The following is a 14,140-nucleotide window of genomic DNA, read 5'->3' as shown; positions in this document are numbered from 1 at the left end:
AGCTGACTCTGCGCGCGAGTGCAGGTTGCTTAAGACGATTTACGAACCCTCAAGTACCACTCGCACAGCAGACGAACCTGTTTCGGCGTGTAACCCTTCTCCACCATGCGCGCTACGAAGTCGGCGTGCTTGGTCGCGTCTTCGGTGCTGGCCTTGGCATTGAAGGAAATGACGGGCAGAAGTTCCTCGGTGTTCGAGAACATCTTCTTCTCGATCACGGTGCGGAATTTCTCGTAGCTCGTCCAGGCCGGATTCTTGCCGCCATTCGTCGCACGCGCACGCAGGGCGAAGTTGACGATTTCGTTCCGGAAGTCCTTCGGATTCGAGATGCCGGCCGGCTTCTCGATCTTTTCCAGCTCGGCGTTCAGCGATTCGCGGTCGAAGCTCTCGCCGGTGTCCGGATCGCGGAATTCCTGGTCCTGGATCCAGAAGTCGGCAAAGGTCACGTAGCGGTCGAAGATGTTCTGGCCGTACTCGGAATAACTCTCCAGGTAGGCGGTCTGGATTTCCTTGCCGATGAAGTCGACATAACGCTGCGCCAGGTGTTCCTTGATATAGGACATGTAGCGCTGTTCGGTCTCGCCGGCGAATTGCTCGCGCTCGATCTGCTGTTCGAGCACGTAGAGCAGGTGGACCGGATTCGCCGCGACTTCGGTGTTATCGAAGTTGAAGACCTTCGACAGGATCTTGAACGCGAAGCGCGTCGACAGGCCGTTCATGCCTTCGTCCACGCCGGCGTAGTCGACGTATTCGTGCATCGACTTGGCCTTCGGATCGGTGTCCTTCAGGTTCTCGCCGTCGTACACCAGCATCTTTGAATAGATGCTGGAGTTTTCCGGGTCCTTCAGGCGCGACAGGATCGCGAACTGCGCCATCATGCGCAGCGTGCCTGGAGCGCAGGGTGCTTTATCCAGCGAGGAGTTGCGCAGCAGCTTGTCGTAGATCTTGATCTCGTCGGACACACGCAAGCAATAGGGCACCTTGACGATGTAGATACGATCGAGGAAGGCCTCGTTGTTGCGGTTGTTGCGGAAGGTCTTCCACTCGGATTCGTTCGAGTGCGCCAGGATGATGCCCTCGAAGGGGATCGCGCCGAAGCCCTCGGTGCCCTTGTAGTTGCCTTCCTGCGTGGCCGTCAGCAGCGGGTGCAGGACCTTGATCGGGGCCTTGAACATCTCGACGAATTCCATCAGGCCCTGGTTGGCCAGGCACAGGCCGCCGGAGTAGCTGTAGGCGTCCGGGTCGTCCTGCGAATAGTCTTCGAGCTTGCGGATATCGACCTTGCCGACCAGCGAGGAGATGTCCTGGTTGTTCTCGTCGCCCGGCTCGGTCTTGGCGATCGCGATCTGCTTGAGGATGGACGGATAGCGCTTGACCACGCGGAACTTGTTGATGTCGCCGCCGAATTCGTGCAGGCGCTTGACCGCCCACGGGCTCGGCACGTTGCGCAGGTAGCGGCGCGGGATGCCGTAGTCTTCTTCCAGGATGGCGCCGTCTTCGTCTTCGCTGAACAGGCCGAGCGGCGATTCGTTCACCGGCGAGCCCTTGATTGCGTAGAAGGGAATCTGTTCCATCAGGTGCTTGAGTTTCTCGGCGATCGACGATTTGCCGCCGCCCACCGGACCCAGCAGGTAGAGGATCTGCTTGCGTTCTTCCAGGCCCTGCGCCGCGTGACGGAAGTAGGAGACGACCTGCTCGATCACTTCCTCCATGCCGTAGAACTCGCGGAAAGCGGGGTAAATCTTGATGACCTTGTTGGCGAAGATGCGCGACAGGCGCGGGTCGAGCCGGGTATCGACCAGGGTGGGGTCGCCAATGGCGGCCAGCATGCGCTCGGGAGCGCTGGCGTAGGTCAGGGGATCCTTTTTGCAGAGTTGAAGATACTCGGACAGGGAGTATTCCTCTTCCCTGGTACGCTCGTAGCGGGCTGCGTAGTTGTCAAAAATGGTCATGTGAATGTCCTCTAATGTGCTAACACTGATCACTGTCGCGGCAGCCGATGAAAGTTGGCTGCCCAGGCCCCGGTTCTGTTATCGAAACTGTCGTGGGGTCGCCATCTGCGTTAGAGAGGTCAGTCACGAAGGCTGACGTGAAACGGAGGGCGATTTTATTGTTCTCAGCCGGCCATATGGCCGGTCGGTTAGCGCCCGCTGAGAGCGTCTTCTTACGCTTATGAAATTTATTATGTGCCTATTAGTTCTCGAAGTCAAAACAGTGTCGTACCTTGCATCGTGCTACAGATAAGTCACTGAAAAATAAAAAGAAACGGCCATTTTGACGAGCTCGCCAATGCATTCCTGACGCCGCTTTCCCGGGTCTTGGCGGGGTCATGCGGGCGGCACTATGATTATCAAAAGGTAAGGTCATAGTGCACCAACTTGCTAAGCAGTGGCGCACGCGTATCGTGCCGGCTTTCCATAAAATTCCAGAGTGAAATGAGTCCCGGCCGCGCATGCGCTACACTCTCCCGCAAAGGCGTTCATTGCCGGTCCAACCTGGAGATCCTGATGCTCAATGATGAGTTGCGCCGCATCCTGCGGACGATGCCGAAGGCAGAATTGCACATCCATATCGAGGGCTCTCTGGAGCCCGAGCTGATTTTTGAGCTAGCGCAAAGAAACGGCGTTTCGCTGGCATACCCCAGCGTGGAAGCGTTGCGGCGCGCGTACGACTTCAGCGATCTACAATCCTTCCTCGACATCTATTACGCGGGCGCCAGTGTGCTGCTGACCGAGCAGGATTTCTACGACATGACCGCGGCCTACCTGCGGCGCGCGCAAGCCGACAACGTGCGCCACGCCGAAATCTTTTTCGATCCGCAGACCCACACCGCGCGCGGCGTCCCGATCGGCACCGTCATCGACGGCATCTGGCGCGCCTGCCAGGACAGCCCGGTCAACGCGAGCCTGATCCTGTGCTTCCTACGCCACCTGTCCGAAGAAGAGGCGATCGCCACCCTCGAAGAAGCGATTCCTTACCGCGACAAATTCATCGGCGTCGGCCTCGATTCCTCCGAGGTCGGGCATCCGCCGGAGAAGTTCGCGCGCGTGTTCGAACGCGCCCGCAATCTCGGTTTGCATCTGGTGGCGCATGCGGGCGAGGAGGGCCCCCCGGCCTATATCGAGAGCGCGCTGGACGTGCTGAACGTCGAGCGCATCGACCACGGCGTGCGCTGCCTCGACGATCCCGAACTCGTGCAGCGCCTGGCGCGCGAACAGATGGCGCTGACGGTGTGCCCGCTGTCGAACGTCAAGCTGCGCGTGTTCGACGTGATGGGTGACCACAGCCTGCGCCGCCTGCTCGATGCCGGCCTGGCCGCCACCGTCAATTCCGACGACCCGGCCTACTTCGGCGGCTACGTCAACGACAACTACGAGGCCGCGTTCGAAGCGCTGCCGCTGGACGTCTCGCATGCGCACCAGCTTGCGCGCAACAGCTTCGCCGCCGCCTTCCTCGAGCCGGAGCAGAAGCGCGCTTACCTCGCCGAGGTCGATAACTTCTTTCGTCAGGTTCCGTAAATGCTCATGTCCTCCCTGCGGCAATCCCTGCGCATGACCGCGCGCGACTGGCGTGCCGGCGAGCTGCGTTTCTTGCTGGTCGCCCTTGTGGTTGCGGTGTCGGCCCTGACCGCGGTCGGCTTTTTTGTCGACCGCATGCGCGCGGGCCTGAACCGCGATGCCCACCAGCTGCTCGGCGCCGACCTGCTGATCAATGCCGACCAGCCGCTGCGTCAGGACTGGCGCGATGAGGCCACCCGGCGCGGCCTGGTGCTGGCCGATACCGTGACCTTCCCCAGCATGGCGCAGGCGGGCCAGGGCGATGCCTCGCAGGCCGTGCTGGCCTCGCTGAAGGCGGTGTCGCCCGGCTACCCGCTGCGCGGCCAGCTGAAGATCACCACCAGCCAGGAAGATGCCAGCGAGGCGCTGGGCGATGCCACCCGCGAGATCCCGGCGCCCGGCACGGTCTGGGTCGACGTCAACCTGCTGCCGCCTTTGAAGGCAAAGCTGGGCAGCAGCATCCAGCTGGGCGACAAGAGTTTCAGGATCACCCGCCTGATCGCCGCCGAACCGGACCGCGGCGCCTCGTTCGCGAACTTCGCGCCGCGCGTGATGCTGGCGCTGTCCGACCTGAAGGCCACGGGACTGGTCGACAACTACGCGCGCATCACCTGGCGCATGCAGGTCGCGGCGCAATCGCCGAACGACCGCGCGGCCATCGCCGATTACGAGCGCTGGGTGCGCGCCCGCATCGCGGCGGACAACGTCAAGGGCGTGCGCATCGAGACCCTGGAAAACGGCCGTCCCGAGATGCGCTCGACCCTCGACCGCGCCGAACGCTTCCTGGCCCTGGTCGGCCTGCTGTCGGCGATGCTGGCGGCGGTGGCCGTGGCGATGGCGGCGCGCCGCTTCATGCAGCGCCATCTCGATTCGGTGGCCATGCTGCGCTGCCTGGGCATGACCCAGAACGAAGTCGGCCTGCTGTTCCTGATCGAATTCGCGCTGGTCGGCCTGGCCGGCAGCGTGCTGGGCGTGCTGGTCGGCTTCGGCGCGCACTATGTGCTGCTGGCGCTGATCGAGCCGCTGATCCGCACCGACCTGCCGCCGGTCTCGCCGCTGCCGGCGCTGCAGGGCATCATCACCGGCATGCTGCTGCTGGTCGGCTTCGCGTTGCCGCCCGTGCTCCAGCTGCGCAACGTGCCGCACAACCGCGTGATCCGCCGCGAGCAGGCGCCGCCGCGGCCGATGGCGCTGGCGACCTATGGCCTCGGCACTGCGGTGTTCATCGGTCTGCTGCTGTGGCAAGCCGGGGACCTCAAACTGGCCATGCTGACCGCCGGCGGCTTCCTCGGCGGCCTGGCGCTGTTCGCGCTGGTCGGCTGGCTGGCGCTGCTCGGCCTGCGCAGCCTGCGCAATGTCTCGAAGAACCAGGGCTGGCGCTTCGCCATCACCTCGCTCGGACGCCGCCCCGGCGCCACGGTGGTACAGATCGTCTCGCTGTCGCTGGGCCTGATGGCGCTGCTGGTGCTGACCGTGGTGCGCGGCGACCTGATGGCTGCCTGGCGCCTGGCCACGCCACCGGATGCGCCGAACCGCTTCATCATCAACATCCAGCCCGACCAGAAAGAGGGCGTCGAAAAGACGATCCGCGCGAGCGGCGTCGGCAACCTGGTGCTGTACCCGATGATCCGCGGCCGCCTGGTCGCGGTGAACGGCAATCCGGTCACCGCCGCCACCTACCAGGACGAGCGCGCAAAAGCGCTGTCGGACCGCGAATTCAACCTCTCCAGCGTCAAGGACCTGCCGGAAGCGAACGACATCGTGGCCGGCCAGTGGTACCGTGACGCGCCGGGTGTGGCCGAAGCCTCGGTCGAGCAGGGCATCGCCCAGACCCTGCGCCTGAAACTCGGCGATACCATGCGCTTCGACATGGGCGGCCTGCTGGTCGAGGCCAAGATCACGAGCCTGCGCAAGCTCGAATGGGGCTCGATGCGCGCCAACTTCTTCGTCATCATCAACCCGGCGGCGATGGCGAACGCGCCGACGACCTACATGACCGCCTTCCATGCGCCGGCGGGTGGCGTCGGGCTGGCGAGCACGCTCACGCGCCAGTATCCGAACCTGACCATGATCGACGTCAGCGGCATCATCCGCCAGTTGCAGGACGTGCTCGACCAGGTGGTGACGGCGGTCGAGTTCCTGTTCCTGTTCACGCTGGCCTCCGGCGTGCTGGTGCTGTACGCAGCCCTGATGGGATCGACGGCCGAGCGCACCCGCGAAGCCGGCCTGCTGCGCGCGCTGGGCGCCACCCGCGGCCAGCTGGCGACGGCGCAGCGCATCGAGTTCGTGCTGGTCGGCGGCCTGTCCGGCCTGCTGGCAGCGAGCGGCGCGGCGGCGCTGGGCTGGGCGCTGGCCGAGTACCAGTTCAAGTTCCCCTGGCATTTCGAACCGCAGGTGTGGGCGGCCGGACTGCTGGTCGGCGCGGTCTGCGCACTGGTGGGCGGCTGGCTGGGACTGCGCAATGTGTTGCGCCAGCCGCCGCTGCAGACGCTGCGCGAGGCCTGAGCTAAAATGGACGGATGCAAGAATCTCAGAACCCCCAGCAAGACCAGCCTACCGCGTATGAGCTGATCGGCGGCGAAAGCCGCCTGCGCGAACTGGTCGACCGCTTCTACGACATCATGCAGCTGGAGCCGGATTTCGCCGGCATCCACGCCATGCACCCGGTACCCAACGACAGCTCGCGCGAAAAGCTGTTCATGTTCCTGTCCGGCTGGCTCGGCGGGCCGAACCTCTTCATCGAGAAGCACGGCCACCCGATGCTGCGCGCGCGCCACCTGCCGTTCGCGATCGGCACCACGGAGCGCGACCAGTGGCTGCGCTGCATGGCGATGGCGCTGGAAGACCTTGGCTACGACTACGACCTGCGGCTGCGCCTGATGGGCGCGTTCTACCAGACCGCCGACTGGATGCGTAACCGACCTCACTGATTTCCATGTCGACCATCGAGTTCATCGTCCTCGCGATTGGCCTGCTGGCCGTGCTCGGCCTGCAGTTCGCCCTGTTCGCGCGTGCCCGCAGCAGCAACAACAGCGACGGCTCTGCCCAGGCCTTCGAACGCCTGGAGCGCGAGCTGCGCCACGAACTGCAGACCAGCGCCCAGGCCACGCGCCAGGAAATGGCGGCCCACCTGGCGCAGAACCAGGCCGCCACCGCCCAGCAGCTGGAAGCGATGCGCCAGCAGATCCAGCTCCACGCCGCCGGCGGCCGCGAGGAGCAGGCGCGCGTCCTGAAACGCTTCGCCGACAGCATGAACACTGCGATCGCCACGCTGACCGAGTCGAACGCCCAGCGCATGGTGGAAGTGCGCGGGACGCTGGAAACCAAGATCCGCGACCTGCAGAACGACAACGCGCGGCGCCTGGAAGAGATGCGCCAGACCGTCGACGAAAAGCTGCACGCGACGCTGGAAACGCGATTGACGGAATCCTTCCGCCAGGTGTCCGACCGCCTCGAGCGTGTGCACCAGGGCCTGGGCGAGATGCAGCAGCTGGCCGTCGGTGTGGGCGACCTGAAACGCGTGCTGACCAACGTGAAGACGCGCGGCACCTGGGGCGAAGTGCAGCTGGAGATGCTGCTCGAGCAGGTGCTGACCGTCGACCAGTATGCGAAGAACGTCGAGACCGTGCGCGGCTCGAACGCGCGGGTCGAGTTCGCGATCAAGCTGCCGGGCACCGTCGACGGCGGCCCGCCGCTGTGGCTGCCGATCGACGCCAAGTTCCCGAAAGAGCAGTACGAGCGCCTGGTCGAAGCGGCCGATACCGCCGATGCCGAGGGCGTGGTGCGCTTCGGTGCCGAACTGGAACGCGCGGTGCGCAACGAGGCCAAGACCATCTGCGAAAAATACGTCTCGCCACCGCAGACCACCGATTTTGCGATCCTGTTCCTGCCGACCGAGGGCCTGTACGCCGAAGTGATGCGCCGCCCCGGCCTGGCCGACGATCTGCAGCGCACGCTGCGCGTGACCATCGCCGGTCCGTCGACCCTGACCGCACTGCTGAACAGCCTGCAGATGGGCTTCCGCACACTGGCACTGGAAAAGCGCTCGTCCGAAGTGTGGCAGGTGCTGGGCGCGGTGAAGACCGAGTTCGGCAAGTTCGGCGACGTGCTGGCCGCCACCAAGACCACGCTGGAGCGGGCCGCCAAGAACATCGAGAACGCCGAGGTGCGCAGCCGGCAGATGGCGCGCAAGTTGAAGTCAGTGGAGGCTTTGCCGAGCGAGGCGGCGCAGTTGATGCTGGGGGCCGACAAGCTCGACGGCGACGAGTGAGCCTTATTCGCCGCCGTAATTTCCTATTGTTGGAATCAAGGTGGCGCCGCATGTTGTCTTGTGCCCGTCGTGGGCAACCGCAATGCCATCGATGACGTGATGCGGGTCGCCTTCGGCGATCGTACAGTTGTCATGGCCCTTGATTGGGCAGCTGCATTTGTCGCCGACGCGGGCGACGGCTATGCCGCCGACCGTGAAGTGGGTTGCACTGACGGTTTCGACCTTGCCGCCGTGTGAGGTGGGGTCGCCGAGACGGATTACGTTGCGCATGGCTCAGCCTTTCTTCTCGGGGGCGTCTTTATCGTTGGCGCTGCCGTTTGCCGCAGCGATGTTGGAAGAGGCCGGGGGAGGTGCGTCCCCATGAGCGACCAGCTTCCACACGGTGGCCGTACGGTACACGGGCTGTTCGCCCCTCAGCTTCTGCCATAGCGATGGCGCGCCCTGCGCTACCGCGTGCGGCATGCGTTCCCCCTTCTTGATGTGCTGGCGCCGGCTGTTCTCCGGTAGCCCCGGCGCATCGTTTTCCCACCAACCGGTCTGTGGGCAGGTGCGTCCGGTAGCGGCGAGTTCACCTAGTGGCAGGCGCGGGCCTGCGTCGGCGGACTTGACCGGTGTGGCGCTGGTCGGGCGCACGCGGATGGTGCTGGTGATCTTGTCCCAGACTGCGATGGCTTCTTCATCGGTCAGGCTGGCTTTGGTGGCGCCGGCGGCGTTGTCGGCGACGCCAGTCTGGAGTTGGATGTCGGCATAGGGCCTGTAGGGATCGTGCGGGACGCCGGTGAATCTGAGCTCGAAGTCATGGTAAGAGTGCACGCCTTCTTCATCGGGATTACGCAAAAGAAGTTCGTAACCGGTTTTCCAGTCATGTATTTCACGAGGGCTTTGTCGGAAGTATTTGATTTTGGCCAGCGCTTTTTTCTCTTCGGGAGTTGCGGGATCGTCTATGACGCGTTGCCACTGTCGCTTGAGTGAAGTGCTTTCTGGATCGTGAGGATTTGACGGATGGGTTCGAATCGAAAAATGCGCGTCCGGGAACTCTTTCAGGCGGAAACCAAGGCTGATCAGTTCCCCAGGATGATTCTTTTCGTCATCCGGCGAGTCTGGCAGGAAGAAATTCTCGATGCAGTTGCCGGGTTCGGTGGGGGTTTCGTTTTCGGCACGTTGGCGCAGGCGGCGTGCGATGCTTTTTATGTCTGCTATTGTGCTGTCCCTATCGTCCCTTAACGGCCGTGCATCGATAATAACGCCGTCGCTGTTCAGCTTGAAATAACCGTTAATTTTAAGCCCGTTGATGGACTGAAAGCTCTCATAACCGGTCACGATCTTGCCCTCTGGCTCGGCCATATCTTCCACGGATAGCAGCAAGGGAACATCGTCATGGTTGATGGCCTTCTCGTTGTTGAGTTCATCGATAAACTTCTGTGCCAAGGCCTTCACCTCATTCACGCCGTCAGGGTAGATGCTGACACCCAGCGGAACATCGCTACCACCCCATGCAACGGCGGCTGTTGCCGGCACATCGACCATGAAGCGTCCGAAGCAGATGGTCTTGGTTTTCTCGAACATCGGTTGCAGGCGGGGCGTAAGCGTCGTCATGTTTGGACTCTTCCATTGTCTAGGATTGTGGTCACAGGCTGTAATCAATACCATCGTCGTTGCGAGAGCAATACGCGTCAGGTATTTAATGGCCGGTTTCTGCATGGATGATCCTTTCAGCATTTCCAGGTTGCCTTCTGGGCAATGCGCAAGATGCTGTACAAGGTCGAGGCGATCGCACGGGAATCCTTGTAGCTGGACTGGTGTTCGTAGCCCGTCTGGCGGAATACACCCCTGAACACTCTGCTGTGCAGTTGGTCGTCGGCGGATCTGGCCGGAACGGTCTGGTCGCCTGGCGCCGAAGGTGGAAGTAGCGTTGCATATACCGGGCTTGGCGCCAACTCGTCGAAGGGCAGCGTACCGATATTGTTCACCCCGTCCGGGTCCCATAAAGTGAAGTCGAGTTGGCCTTGCCGGGTGTCGTTGACGATGGGCCAGTTCTGCCAGCCAGTCGGGTTGGCACAGTTTCGGATGTCCCACACCACTTCGCCAAAGCTCTGCTGCCGAGGATCGGCACCGTAGTGCGCGTAACTGTTGGGGTGATATATGCCGGCTATCTGTCGATGAAAATTTTGGGCCATATCGAGATATTCACACGTCCGCTTGAACGTACCCCCTCCCTTCTTCTCGGAATAGCTGGAAGGGTTGATCCAGTCTTCTCGGAACAGCGCATACCATTTTCCTCGTACTTTATAGATCTCCTTGTAGGGATCTTGCTGTTTCGGCCACGCTTCCAGATCATGCCCATTGTGCCGCACGCGCAACCAACCATTGCCATACGCTTCCGATGGCAATAACTCCAAGCCTCCCGGCGCATTGGCCAGCACCGCCGTCACCTCGTCACCAAAATTGCCAAGTACTTTCGCGACGACGCTGGCTTCGAGGACGCTCGGGGTGACGTGCATTAGCCCGGGGTCCTCGAAGCCCGCCCGCATACGCTTGTAGGCTGCTGGTGCGCCGATGGCGGGCATGACGCCATGGACGATGCCCAGCACCTTATCCTGCAGGTTGCCGATCTTGGGGTGAACCAGCGCCCGCCCGACCAGCCCACCCATGGAATGGGTCACGACGATCACCTGATGACATTCGTAACCCGCCCCGTTCAGCTCGTCGATGACCTTGTTGATGCGCTTGGCGATGAGCTTTGCGCTTTCGCCATTCGACTGCAGCCAGTTATAGCCAAAGGCGTACACAGGAAACCAGCAGCCGGTAGCCACCTTCTTGAACTCATCCTCGGTCATGGCCTGCTGAGGTAGTTTCGTATCCGCATTCCATGCCTGCGGGTTGACGCCGATGACATCGCGCCACTCGGGCCGCATTTTGCCTTGGAAAAAAGTATTGTTCAGGCGGGATTCGAGGTGCTGCAGTAAAACGCCATAACTCTTGAAGAAGACTTCACCCCAGCCGCGTTCCCGCGCTTTTTGAACTCGGCTACGCGGATTCGGCATAGTCAGCGGGTCGCTCGCCAGCATTGGTGAATTGAAGTTCTCGCCAAGTTCGACATTGCTGTGCCGTTTATCGCCGCTGACGTCGGACGGGCCAGTGGGGTCGTAAATGTCGACCGTAGTCTGCAAGGGATCGAGCCGCAACTGGCGTTCATCTGGAGGGCTCTTCGCATTCTTCTTGATATTCGACGCCCCAAGGCCATCCGGCCGCCACGCAATATTGTCCTTTTGTTTCAACTCCTTCTGCCGCTCCGCGCTCATCCGCAAATTCGATCCCATAATCCCGGGTAGGAAAATAATCGGCAGCACCCGCCTGGGCAGCATCCGTGCGCACTGCGGCTTCTTGTCCTGCTTCGGTGTCGCAAACCCCTCGGCTTTTCGCGCAGCGCCCGCATTCGGCTGCGCGGGCAAAGGATGTTCGGCAGTCGTCATCACATGCTCCCTGTGAAATCAGTCGTCCAGCGCCTCGATGCTGTAGCGCCCAAAAGGAATCGCACTGGTAAAACGCTCGGTCAGCCCACCATCATCTGTTCGCCCCTCGAACGTGCGCCCATCTTCCGTCGTGATGCGATAGCGCTGATTCTTCATCGGCTCATCGGTCCCGATCCAGCGCAATACGGTCTGCTGATCGTGGGCTGCCTCACTCTTCGGCAGCGTGACGGCAGCCGGTTTGCCATCGCCCGGCTCGACATGCGCAAACTTCGACGACTTGATGGTGTGCTCGCCGCTGCTCTGCTGGGTAATGGCGCCGCCGCCGATATCCACCTGCGCACCCTGGGCGACAATGCGAACCTTGGGTGCCTGCAGCACGATCTCGTCGGTGGCGGTCAGGACAATGCGTTTGGAAGAGGTGAGTTCGATATCGTCGCTATGCGTCTGCAATTCGAGCTTGCCGCTGGCGGCAATGAGCTTGATGCCGAGCCGGTGGGCGAACAGGCTGATGCTTTCCGACGCCCGTGCCAGCAGTTTCCGGCCGACCGACAGCTGGGTATTGCCGATGCTGAGCACGTCGACATGGGTTTGCGCGCCGATCGCGATGTTGTCCTGGCTGGTCATGGCAACGCCCGCCGGCGCGGACAGCGCCACCACCGGTTGGCCGCCAGAACCGCTGCCGTCTATTTCGGTATTGCTGCCGGCTTCCCACTGCTTCAGGTAGCCGATCAATTGCTCGAGTTCCTTGTCGTCGGTGCCGTCCGCATGATGCGTCGAGGCCAGTTCGGCCAGTTGCTTCTGCACCCCCTGCAAAGCCTCGGCCAAACCGAGGAGTTCGCTCCGGTCCAGTTGTTTGCCGCTGGCCTTCTGGCGTGAAGCGGCGCTGATCAAAACGCCTTGCGCGCCCCGGACCGCAACGGCATGGTCGCTGCGCAGTTCCGCGCCTTCGCCACGCGCCTCACCCTTGCCATCCCTGCGCGGGTGGGTCAGCCAACCCAGGTTCAGTTCGCTGTGACCGTGCTGGGACGACAACTGCGCATTGATCTGGCCTGTCGTGTCGTCCAGCCGCAGCTGGTTGTAGCGGCTGCCGTCGACTTCCTTGCTCTTGATGCCTGCCACGTACCTGTTCGCAGGCAGCGCACCGACATGGCTGAACGTGGGCGGCGGGGCCAGGCGGCCGTAAACTTGCCCTACGATGATGGGCTTGTCGGGATCACCACCCAGGAAACCGACCAGGACTTCGTCGCCCACGCGCGGCAGCGTCATCGTGCCCCACTGATTGCTGGCCCAGGTGCTGGCGACCCGTATCCAGGCGGAGTCCCGGTCGCTGTCGCTGGCTCCGGCGCCTTGCGCATGATCGTGGTCTTCCATGCGGGTGCCGGGAAAGCGCACCTTGACCCGTCCGTATTCGTCGCAGTGCACCTCTTCGCCGGGCGGGCCGACCACGATCGCACTTTGCAGTTGCGGATGCGGCAGATCGGTACGCGGATCGAAAGCCGGCACGATCGGAATGTTGCGGCGAACGCAGGCAAATCGATTCGTATAGCGCATGCCGCGTTCCGCACTGGCTTGCCGCAGGGTGCTTTCGGAATAGCCCTCGTTCCACCGGTTGAGGGCAAACAGGCGCTGTATCCGATCGTCGAGGGACTTGGGAAGGTTGTTCTCGGCATCGACCTCCAGGCTCGTGATCAGGAATTCCCGCTCTCCCGTCGGATGCCTGTCGATTTCGGGATGACCGCTCAAGGCGATCCACTCGCCAACACAAAGCGCACGCACACTGCCTTCGCCGTAAAAGCATTTCGATTCGTACTCGTGGCGCTGCATGCGCAGTTCGACAAGCTTGCGATAATCGTCGCCGTTTTCGCCCGCATGCGGGACGTCGATCAGGTAATCGTCGAGGCTGGCCGCAAAACGGTTGCCCATCGTCCCCTGGTCGATTCGCGACGGTATATGGCCGGTCATCGGCCGGCCTTGCATGTAGTCCTGGCTCAGGCGGCTGACATTCCCGAGCCTGAGTTTGCGGACCGGGCTCCATGCGAAAATGGTGTCGCTTTGTTCGGTGCCGTCATCCCGGTGATAGCGGACTACCCCAGCGGCATTCTGCGGCAAGGTGAAAGCATCGTCGAACAGCACTAGCGTATGCGTCGGCATGGCCTGGCCTTGCGACCGGCTGGCTTGCGTTGGCCGCATGAACCAGGCGAAGCCGCGGCGTTTCCACAGGCGGCGCAGGAAATCGGCATCCGATTCGTTGTGCTGCATCGTGAATTCGCGGGCGGGATAAGAACCCGTCGCATGCGACCAGTCCACGTCGAAGGCCTTTGCCAGCACGGGATTATTCCGACGCCATTCGTCGAGGATGACCTGGGTGATTTCCAATTCATTCAGGTTGCGGAAAACGCGGGTATTGGTGCGGTATTCCATCAGCGACAAAGCGTCGCGCAGCACCAGTTCGTAAGTCGCCAGGCCGCCGTCGCTTTGTCCCGCAGCCGCTTGCGCGACGATGCCGCACACGGTGCGCATAGCGCCTCGGTCGGTGACGAACTGCAGTTCGGCCGGCAGTGCGATGAATTCTTTCAAAGCGAGATCGGCGCGGAGCGATACGCACAGAAGCCGGTATTCCAGTGCGCCGCACAGTGCTTCCGTTCCAGTGACGCACTTGACCAGCAGGACGTCGCTAAGCACTTGCTGTCCTTGTGAGAGCCGAACACGAATCGGGCGATGCGCCTCTGTCAGTTCGCAGAAGCTTTCAACCAGGTCCTTGAAATGCATTCAGATTCCCCAGATCACTTTGAGCATAAAGTCCAATGCTAGGAACCTGAATCGTCACCACATTGATATCA

General features: G+C 62.2%; 9 protein-coding genes. 4 read left to right on the top strand and 5 right to left on the bottom strand.

The features are described from left to right. Positions 1 to 29: 29 nt before the first annotated feature. Positions 30 to 1,952 carry a PrkA family serine protein kinase gene (locus tag NX782_RS21520; protein WP_258847545.1) on the bottom strand — a complete coding sequence of 641 codons (1,923 nt, stop codon included), beginning with the start codon at positions 1,950 to 1,952 and terminating at the stop codon, positions 30 to 32. Positions 1,953 to 2,507: 555 nt separating this feature from the next. On the opposite strand from NX782_RS21520, the gene NX782_RS21515 reads away from it, so the two are divergent. Genes NX782_RS21515 through NX782_RS21500 form a run of 4 tightly spaced genes read left to right on the top strand, consistent with a single transcriptional unit; the run spans position 2,508 to position 7,827 of the window. Beyond that, the gene (locus NX782_RS21515) at positions 2,508 to 3,518 is read left to right on the top strand and encodes an adenosine deaminase (protein WP_258847544.1); all 1,011 of its coding nucleotides are present in this window, start codon (positions 2,508 to 2,510) and stop codon (positions 3,516 to 3,518) included. After that, entirely contained in the window at positions 3,519 to 6,062 is a 2,544-nt protein-coding gene (locus NX782_RS21510) for an ABC transporter permease (RefSeq protein ID WP_258847543.1), read from the top strand. A 14-nt stretch (positions 6,063 to 6,076) separates the two neighbouring features. Then, entirely contained in the window at positions 6,077 to 6,487 is a 411-nt protein-coding gene (locus NX782_RS21505; RefSeq protein ID WP_258847542.1) for a group II truncated hemoglobin, read from the top strand. Positions 6,488 to 6,492: 5 nt separating this feature from the next. Then, positions 6,493 to 7,827, top strand: coding sequence for a DNA recombination protein RmuC (locus NX782_RS21500; protein ID WP_258847541.1), 1,335 nt, complete (start codon positions 6,493 to 6,495; stop codon positions 7,825 to 7,827). A 3-nt stretch (positions 7,828 to 7,830) separates the two neighbouring features. Here the strand turns inward: NX782_RS21500 and NX782_RS21495 are convergent, their stop codons facing one another. From NX782_RS21495 to NX782_RS21480, 4 genes are read right to left on the bottom strand one after another with little or no spacing between them, the layout of a single operon-like run. Then, on the bottom strand, positions 7,831 to 8,097 hold the full coding sequence (locus NX782_RS21495; RefSeq protein WP_258847540.1) for a PAAR domain-containing protein: 267 nt from the start codon (positions 8,095 to 8,097) through the stop codon (positions 7,831 to 7,833). 3 nt (positions 8,098 to 8,100) lie between these two features. After that, positions 8,101 to 9,528, bottom strand: coding sequence for a T6SS immunity protein Tli4 family protein (locus NX782_RS21490; protein WP_258847539.1), 1,428 nt, complete (start codon positions 9,526 to 9,528; stop codon positions 8,101 to 8,103). 11 nt (positions 9,529 to 9,539) lie between these two features. Further along, the gene (locus NX782_RS21485; protein ID WP_258847538.1) at positions 9,540 to 11,300 is read right to left on the bottom strand and encodes an esterase/lipase family protein; all 1,761 of its coding nucleotides are present in this window, start codon (positions 11,298 to 11,300) and stop codon (positions 9,540 to 9,542) included. Positions 11,301 to 11,318: 18 nt separating this feature from the next. Continuing rightward, positions 11,319 to 14,069 carry a type VI secretion system Vgr family protein gene (locus NX782_RS21480; protein ID WP_258847537.1) on the bottom strand — a complete coding sequence of 917 codons (2,751 nt, stop codon included), beginning with the start codon at positions 14,067 to 14,069 and terminating at the stop codon, positions 11,319 to 11,321. Between the last annotated feature and the right edge of the window lie 71 nt (positions 14,070 to 14,140).

This window comes from Massilia norwichensis, from assembly GCF_024753245.1.
Classification (GTDB): Bacteria; Pseudomonadota; Gammaproteobacteria; order Burkholderiales; family Burkholderiaceae_D; genus Telluria; species Telluria norwichensis.
This window is presented reverse-complemented; position numbering and strand designations above follow the sequence as displayed.